Raw genomic sequence first — 7419 nt, 5'->3', positions numbered from 1 at the left:
TACGGTGATACATGGACGGGTCTTTCTGTCCGGCGGACGAGTTGGTCGCACTTCTCATCCTGCCGTCGAAAGACCCGTCCCCATCCTCAGGCCCTGCCAGCCGACACCAACGTCACGACCCGCAACACCTAGTCGACCGCCATCGGGCTCACCGGAAGCCTCGCCGATCACCTGCTCGGAGGCCCCGAACCTGGGTGGTTCGGGGCCTTTTTGCTCGTCAGGTGGTGAAGCGGTCGGCCTTCACCGCGTCGAGGAAGGCCGCCCACTGGGTGGGGTTGGCTGTGAAGTAGCCGCCTTCTCGGTCCTTGGTGTCTCGGACCGCGGCGGAGTCGCCGAGGCGACCGACCTCAACGCAGCTGTCATTCGGGTTGGAACGGGACGACTTGCGCCAGTTCGTCGGTAACGTCGTCATGACTGGGGAATCCCTTCCAGCTTCTTCGCGATGTCGCCCATGAACTCAACGGAATCTTCAGGACCCATGGCCGTCGTCATCAGGGTATCGAGCGCGTCCCGATATGCCTCTACGTCGGAGGCGTCGTACAGGAACACCGGACCTCGGTAGTGCTCAAGGTGAACCGTCGGCGCAGCCTTGGCGAACTCGTAGAGGATGAACGAACCGTTGTGCGCCAACGTCCAAGTGCCAACTGAAGACGGGATCACCCTGATCGCGATGTTGGGCCGCTCGGCGAGCCCCATGAGGTGTCGGATCTGCTCCAACATGACCGCCTCGCTGCCCATTGTTTCGCGCAGTACGCGCTCGGCGATCAAACCGATTGCCGTGTCCTGGGAGTACAGCGCCTCGCGTCGCGCCATCCGCAATTCGATTCGGACTTCGCGCTCGTCAGGCGCCACACTCGACATGATCTCGGCCGCGTAAGCCCTGGTCTGGAACGGACCGGGCACCACCAACGGCGCCACGTGCGTCGTGCGAGTCGCTGCTCTGTCGTACTCCGAGAGTTCGATCAGGTGGGAGTGCATTCCTGACCGGCTGTCGGCGACGAGGTTGGGTTCGGAAGCCGTCTTGGCGAACTCTATGAGCTCGTCGTAGCGATCGCCGGTCACTCCGAGGACGCCGAGGAGACGGGCCACGTAGGCGATCTCCGGGGTTCGCTCGCCTCGCTCGAACCTGGACACCGTTCCCTGCGCGAGACCGAGTTCGGCGCCCAACTCCCGGACGGTCATTCGGGCCTTCTTCCGCAGGTCACGGAGCTCGGCGCCCAGCAAGCGCGCTTTCGGGGTGTTGCGTTCGGTGGCTCCGGCCATGAGCCAAATCCTAGATCGGCATATGCCCTGGTCACACCGCTCGATCGAGCGATTGATCACTTGGACTCGGAGCCAGCATTATGACTCCGAGGCCAAGTGATCACCCTCCGCACACAGGAAGGTCGCTCTATGTACAATCCGCTTCCGTTTCGCTGGACGCCCGGTGATGGGCGACGACATGCCACGCATGAGCCCGCGGAGAGCGGCGCTGCTGTTGAGGCGTTGTGCGGTGACGAGATCACGGCGTCGTTCGACGAGGTCTCCTGGTTCTGGAGCACCTGCCCGGGATGCAACGAGGCCGCGCATCGACTCGCTGGTGTGCCGATGCCCGACTCGATATCGACCGATCCGGCTTCGGCGCCATGAACGCGCAACTCGGCCGCAAGATGCGCGCCGCGTTGATCGCCATCGACTGCACCGCCCGCAACGTCGAGATCGGCCGCTGCGAAACCGATGAGCTCGAACTCGTCGCCCGCGTCTGCGACGAACTCGCCCGAGCGCTCCGCGCGCACGCTTCGACGACAGCGATCGACGGCGCAGTCATCGAAAGTCCGCACCAGCGCTGAGAACTCCCGTGCGTCAGCCGAGACTCCCCGACCGGTGGCCGCGCGGTCCCGCCTTGGCCGGCGTCTCTCCCCGGCGCCGGCCAAGGCCCCTTCACCCCTCGCGGCCGAGCCGATCCGCTGCGCGGGTGGTTTCGGGTAGGCGGTAGGTGGGGGTGAGGCGGAGGACCAGGTCGCAAGCCGCGCTCAGGGTGTGCCGGTGCCCTGGGGAGACGAAGACCGGTTTGACCCCGGTTCGGGTGCGGAGGGCTCTGCCCACCTCTTCCCCGTTGAGGTGGAGCGGAGTCCAGGAGCCTCGGGGTTCGGCCGGTTGGTCGAAGTGGCCGAGCGGGGTCTTGCCCACGCCGATCGACGGGAGGTCGGTCAGGAGCCCGAGGTGGCAGGCCAGGCCGAAGCGGCGGGGGTGGGCCAGGCCTTGGCCGTCGCACACGAGGACGTCGGGCTCGACCGAGAGCCGCTGCAGCGCGGCCAGCAGGGGCGGTGCCTCGCGAAAGGCGAACAGGCCTGAGACGTAGGGGAAACGAGCCCGGTCACGGACGACGGCGCTGTCGACGACGGACAGGGTCTCGACGTCCAGGACCGTGACCGCGGCGACGATCTCGTCCGAGGACTCGCGGTAGTCCACGTCCAGCCCTGCGGCCGTGCGCACCTCGGCGGGCTCGCCGTCCGTGCGGACCAGCGGCCGCAGTCGCTCCTGGATGGCCACGGCTTCGGCCTCGGTCGTCGGCCAGTCGTGGAGGTCGCGCACCTCGATCACAACCGCGATCGTAGTCCTGCGCCTGGCGACGACCTCCTCTCGCGCGCAGCGGGCGCCTCACTACCCCCAGAACGAGCTCTCCGGGTTTCGGATGAGGTCTCGGTGCTCGGCGATGAAGGCGTCGAGGGAGCGGGGCGGGTGCCCGGTGAGGTCGGCGATCGCTGTGGTGACCTCGGCGAGGGCACCGTCGGTGACGAGCTGCGCGGTTCGGACGAAGTGCTTGACGTAGGACTCCGGCATCCCCCGGCCGATGAGGATCGGTCCGAGCTCGTCGAGCGCGGGCTGAACCAGTCCGACCTCGCGGCCCAGGCCCGCCGACAGCGCAGCGGCCAGTTCTGCCGCGGTGAGAGCGTCGGGGCCGGTGAGGTCGTGGGCTCCGCCTCGCGGGGCCGCGCCGGTGAGCACCGCGAAGGCGGCGTCGGCGACATCCCGGGCGTCGACGTGGGCGACCCGGCCGCCGAAGGGTTCGAAGAGATCGCCCTCGGGTGTGAAGACCGTGATCCCGCGAACGAGGTTCTGCATCACCGTGTTCGGCCGCAGGACGGTCCAGGCGAGGCCCGATTCCGCGAGGTGCGACTCGATCTTCCCGTGGGTGCCGAACGGCATCGGCCCGCCCACGTGCGCGCCCACCGCGGACACCTTGACGACGTGCTCGACGCCGGCCGCCACGGCGGCGTCGATCGCCGCGAGTTGCTGCGCGATCACCGGCTCCTCGTCCGGATAGGGACCGGATGTGTTGAGGAACAGCTGGTCAACACCTGCGAACGCCTCGGGCAGCGTCGCCGGGTCGTCGAGGTCGCCGAGGTGGACCTCCGCGCCGGGGACCAACACGCCTTCCCTGCGCACCAGCGCGCGGAACGGCACCCCCGCGGCCGCGAGGCGGCGCGCCAAGGCACCACCGATCGTCCCGGTCGCACCCGTCATCAGGATCATCAGCAACCCGCTTTCATCGATGAACGTCGAACATCGATGAAATGTACTCTGACCGGCGTGCGTCGTCTCAACCACCCGAACCTCGATGAGGTCACCCTGGTCAAAGCCCTGTCAGCGCTGGGCGACCCCATCCGCCTCGAAATCGTGCGCAAGCTCAGCGACGGCCAGGAGCACCAGGGGTCCGAACTCGACGTGAAGGTGGCCCAGTCGACCTTGAGCCATCACTTCACCACCCTCCGCAACGCCGGTGTGGTGTTCATCAGGCCGGAGGGCACGCGCTGCTGGCACTCCCTCCGGCCGGAGTTCGACCAGCGCTTCCCCGGTCTGCTGACCAAGGTCCTCGAACTGCTCTAGGACTGTTGAGGAAATGCTTTGCGTGGCGGTGCGGGTAGCGGAAACCCCCGAAGGGGAAGGCACAGCGCCTCCGTGGACTCCGTGCGCCACTCCTGATGTATGCCAATACACGGCGTCCCGGCGTACTCGCCACGAAGACGCTCAGAACCCGCGGCGGTGCGAGTTGCTCAGGTGGTGGAAGAGGATGCGGCTCCGCCGCATGCACCAACCAGCCTCAAGGCAGCGGGGGCTCACGCGCCGAGGGCGGCGAGGACTCCGAGGCCTGTGCGGATCGGATCGAGGACCAGTGGGAGGTCGGGGTCCTGGTCGGCCGTGTCGACCGCGGAGCAGCCGTTGACCACCGCGGTGACGCCGGCGTCGCGGGCCGCGATCAGGGCGGGGCGCATCGCGGCGGCCCAGCGGTCCGGGTCGGTGATGTCCTCCACGGCCAGGTCCAGGACGCTGACCTCGTGGAACGAGGGGTCCCAGCCGTAGGCGGTGACGCGGTCGCGGAGTTCGGCCGCGACCGCCTCGTTGCGGGTGATCGCGCCGATCCGATGCCCGGCGGCGACCGCCGCGCCGATGGTCAGCCGCAGCAGGCCGAGCGCGGGCCTGCCGCCGAGCGTGCCGCCGTCAGCCGGAACCGCGGGGTCGAGCACGCAGTCCGGGAGCACGGCGTCGCAGTCCGGCGCTTCGGATAGGGCCTTCGCGACCAGGGCTTCCGAGCGACGCACGTCCTCGGCGGTGTTGAGGGCGCGGGGGCCGTCGGGGTGCAGGTCGGTCAGCACGACCTCGATCCCCTCCGGTGAGAGCGCGTCGTACCTGGCCTGGCGGCGGGCCACCTCGGCCGGTCCGACGGTGATCGGGGTGACGGCGTGGACGAGCATGCGGTTCCTCCTCATCGGAAGCGGATCGCCGAACCGAGCGAGCGCAGCAGCTCTCCCGCGTCCGGCGCGCTCGGCAGCTCGGCGACGTGGTCCCGAACGGCTTCGACCGCCTCGGGGGCGCCGAGCAGGTCGCTCAGGACGCGGACCCGGTCGTCGGCGGTGAAGGCCTGGAAATCCGCGTCGCCGACCGGGTTCGGGCGTTCCGCCACGACCCGGCCGCGAGCGGAGTCGACGGTGACCCGGACCGGACGCTCGGCGGGCATCCGGGCATCCAGGTCGGGCGCCGAGCGCACCACGACGCGGCGGGCGAGCTCCGCGGTGACCGCATCGGCCAGCGCCTCCTGCGACAGGTCCGCCGGGACGACGTGCCCTCGACGCAGCGCGGTCGCGACGACGAACGGCAGCGAGAACATCGCGGCCAGCGGCGTCGGCCACCTCGTGCGGTCCAGCTGCGCGCCCAGGGAGTGGATCTCGACCAGGACCTCCGCCGAGTCCTCGTCGACCTGGTCGCGCAGCGACAGCGCCGCGTCGATGGCGGCGTGGGTGAACGAGCACGACGAGTGCTGCTTGAAGTAGCCGCCGACGACCTCCCAGCGCTCCCCCAGACCGTCGTGGAGCGCGGCCGGGTTCAGGACGCCGAGCAGGTCGCCGAGCGAATCCGCCGCGATGCCCGTCAGGTGCCCGGTCCTCGCCGCGGCCAGCCGGGCCGCGGCCAGGCCGGACTGGTTGGCCGCGCCGACCCAGGCGTCACGCACCGGGTTTCCGTCCAGCGCGGCCGAGAACGGCCCGGCGACGGGCAGACCGCTGGCGGCGTCGATCGCCACCGCCGCGTCCTCGGGACCGAGTCCCAGGACACGCGCGCAGCCCGCTCCGGCACCGGCGACGCCCCAGTTCCCGTGCGGGTGGGTGCCCGCCCGGAGCCGCGTCGCGCGGCCGAACCTGGCGGCGACCTCGTAGGCGGCGAGCAGCGCGCTGCACAGGTCCGCGCCCGTCGTCGCCGCGCGCGAGGCCAGCGCCAGCACCGCGGGGAATCCGTGCGCCGCCGGATGACCGCCCGCGAGGCGGTGCCCGTCGTCGAGTTCGAGCCGGACCGAGGCGGTGGCGTTCAGCCACGCGGCGGCGTCCACCGCCACCGCGCGGCCGGTCCCGAACAGCGGTGCCGTCCCGTCCGGTGCGTCCCACTGCTCGACCAGCGCCCGCTGCGCGGGTTCGCGCGAGCCGAGCGCGGTGACCGCGACCGCGTCGACGAGCACCGTCAGCACCCGTTCCCGGACCTCGGCCGGGACGTCGGACCAGCGCAGCTCGGCCACCCACTCGCCCAGCCGGCCGACCGCGCCCCGGACGACGTCCTGCCGGGTTCCCGGTCCCACGGTCACGCGCCCGCGACGGCGGCCGCGGTCTCGGGTGCGACCGCGCGTTCGCGCGGCACCAGCAGCATGAGCAGCGCACCGAGCACGGCCAGTCCGGCCATGACGACGAAACCGCTGGTGAAGCTCCCCGTGCTGGACACGATGAAGCCCATCACCGAAGGCGCCACGATCCCGGACGCCGCGAAGGCCGCGTCGGCGAATCCCGCCGCGCTGCCCGGCTGATCCGGAGCCGCGTCGATGGACGCGACCCACCAGATGCCGCCGGTGACGAACCCGAAGCCCACGCCGAGCGAGATCGAGATCAGGGCGACGGTCAGGGTCGGCGCGATCGCCAGCGGCACCAGCGAGCACCCGGCCAGCAGCAGCGCCACGCCCATCACCGCGAACCGGCTGCGGATCTTCGGGCTGCGCCGGTAGACGCGGTCGACGACGACGCCACCGACCAGCGCGCCGACGATGCCGCACGCCCACGGAGCGATCGAGAACGCGCCCGCCTGCTTGACGCTGAGCCCGTACGCGCCGGACAGGAACGACGGCAGCCAGTACATGAAGCCCCAGAACATGAAGCCCCACGCGAAGTAGCCGCCCGCGACCACCCACAGGTTCCGGTTGGTCAGCAGCGGACGCCACCGCACCGACGCCCGGCCCGAACCGGCCTCCGCCTCCTGGTCCGAGGCGATCAGCTCCCGCTCGGCGGCGTTGACCCGCGGCGACTCCTCCGGCAGGTCGCGCAGCAGCGCCATCGCCAGGACCGCCCACACCACACCGAGGATCGCCAGCGTCCAGAACATGCCCTGCCAGCCGACGAGGTCCATCAGCCTGGTCAGCAGCGGCCCGGAGATCAGCAGGCTGCCCGAGACCGCGACACCGCCGCACAGGGCCAGGGCGACACCGCGTTCGCGGATCGGCAGCCAGCGGCTGACCGTCCTGGTCGCGGCCGGGAACGCCGGCGACTCACCGACGCCCAGCAGCAGGCGGATCACCAGCAGACCGGCGAACGATCCGGCGACCGGGATCAGCGCCGTGGTCACCGAGAACAGCGCGACCGCCACCAGCAGCACCCGCTGGCAGCCGAAGCGGTCCACCAGCGGACCCGACAGGAACGCGGCGACCATGTAGCCGACGGAGAAGACCGAGCTGATGATCCCGTACTGCGCGGTGGTGATCCCGAAGGCCTCCTCCAGCGGTTCGACCGCGTAGGACACCGCGCTCCGGTCGATGTAGTTGATGATGATGAGGCTGACGATCAGCCCCAGCGTCACGAAGCGGAACCGTGTTCTCATGTTGGTTTCCCTTGAATCGGCACTGCTCTC

The 7419-nt window shown here is 70.3% G+C and carries 10 protein-coding genes; 3 read left to right on the top strand and 7 right to left on the bottom strand.

The genetic code is table 11. From position 1 onward, the window contains the following. Positions 1-217: 217 nt before the first annotated feature. Together E1181_RS14540 and E1181_RS14535 are read right to left on the bottom strand one after the other, a co-directional pair. Positions 218-412 carry a DUF397 domain-containing protein gene (locus tag E1181_RS14540; RefSeq protein WP_132675008.1) on the bottom strand — a complete coding sequence of 65 codons (195 nt, stop codon included), beginning with the start codon at positions 410-412 and terminating at the stop codon, positions 218-220. Further along, on the bottom strand, positions 409-1263 hold the full coding sequence (locus E1181_RS14535; RefSeq protein WP_132675006.1) for a helix-turn-helix domain-containing protein: 855 nt from the start codon (positions 1261-1263) through the stop codon (positions 409-411). The genes E1181_RS14540 and E1181_RS14535 overlap by 4 nt, the downstream gene beginning before the upstream one ends. A 129-nt stretch (positions 1264-1392) precedes the next feature. Between E1181_RS14535 and E1181_RS14530 the strand changes: the two genes are divergently transcribed. Beyond that, entirely contained in the window at positions 1393-1629 is a 237-nt protein-coding gene (locus E1181_RS14530; protein WP_132675004.1) for a zinc finger protein, read from the top strand. After that, a complete protein-coding gene (locus E1181_RS14525; RefSeq protein ID WP_165944624.1) occupies positions 1551-1829 on the top strand; it encodes a hypothetical protein in 279 nt (92 codons plus the stop codon). The genes E1181_RS14530 and E1181_RS14525 overlap by 79 nt, the downstream gene beginning before the upstream one ends. 91 nt (positions 1830-1920) lie before the next feature. Here E1181_RS14525 and E1181_RS14520 read toward each other — a convergent pair whose 3' ends face one another. Both E1181_RS14520 and E1181_RS14515 read right to left on the bottom strand, forming a co-directional pair. Next, positions 1921-2580, bottom strand: coding sequence for an endonuclease V (locus tag E1181_RS14520; RefSeq protein WP_207922153.1), 660 nt, complete (start codon positions 2578-2580; stop codon positions 1921-1923). Between the two features lie 63 nt (positions 2581-2643). After that, entirely contained in the window at positions 2644-3507 is an 864-nt protein-coding gene (locus E1181_RS14515; RefSeq protein WP_165944626.1) for an NAD(P)H-binding protein, read from the bottom strand. A gap of 66 nt (positions 3508-3573) precedes the next feature. Between E1181_RS14515 and E1181_RS14510 the strand changes: the two genes are divergently transcribed. After that, entirely contained in the window at positions 3574-3870 is a 297-nt protein-coding gene (locus E1181_RS14510) for an ArsR/SmtB family transcription factor (RefSeq protein ID WP_132674996.1), read from the top strand. A gap of 230 nt (positions 3871-4100) precedes the next feature. Here E1181_RS14510 and E1181_RS14505 read toward each other — a convergent pair whose 3' ends face one another. From E1181_RS14505 to E1181_RS14495, 3 genes are read right to left on the bottom strand one after another with little or no spacing between them, the layout of a single operon-like run. Next, a complete protein-coding gene (locus E1181_RS14505; RefSeq protein ID WP_132674994.1) occupies positions 4101-4736 on the bottom strand; it encodes an aspartate/glutamate racemase family protein in 636 nt (211 codons plus the stop codon). 11 nt (positions 4737-4747) lie between these two features. Next, positions 4748-6112: an MmgE/PrpD family protein gene (locus tag E1181_RS14500; protein WP_235876771.1), complete on the bottom strand. Its 1365-nt coding sequence runs from the start codon at positions 6110-6112 to the stop codon at positions 4748-4750. Next, the gene (locus E1181_RS14495; RefSeq protein WP_132674992.1) at positions 6109-7389 is read right to left on the bottom strand and encodes an MFS transporter; all 1281 of its coding nucleotides are present in this window, start codon (positions 7387-7389) and stop codon (positions 6109-6111) included. The genes E1181_RS14500 and E1181_RS14495 overlap by 4 nt, the downstream gene beginning before the upstream one ends. Between the last annotated feature and the right edge of the window lie 30 nt (positions 7390-7419).

The organism is Saccharopolyspora terrae, from assembly GCF_004348435.1.
GTDB lineage: Bacteria > Actinomycetota > Actinomycetes > Mycobacteriales > Pseudonocardiaceae > Saccharopolyspora > Saccharopolyspora endophytica.
This window is presented reverse-complemented; position numbering and strand designations above follow the sequence as displayed.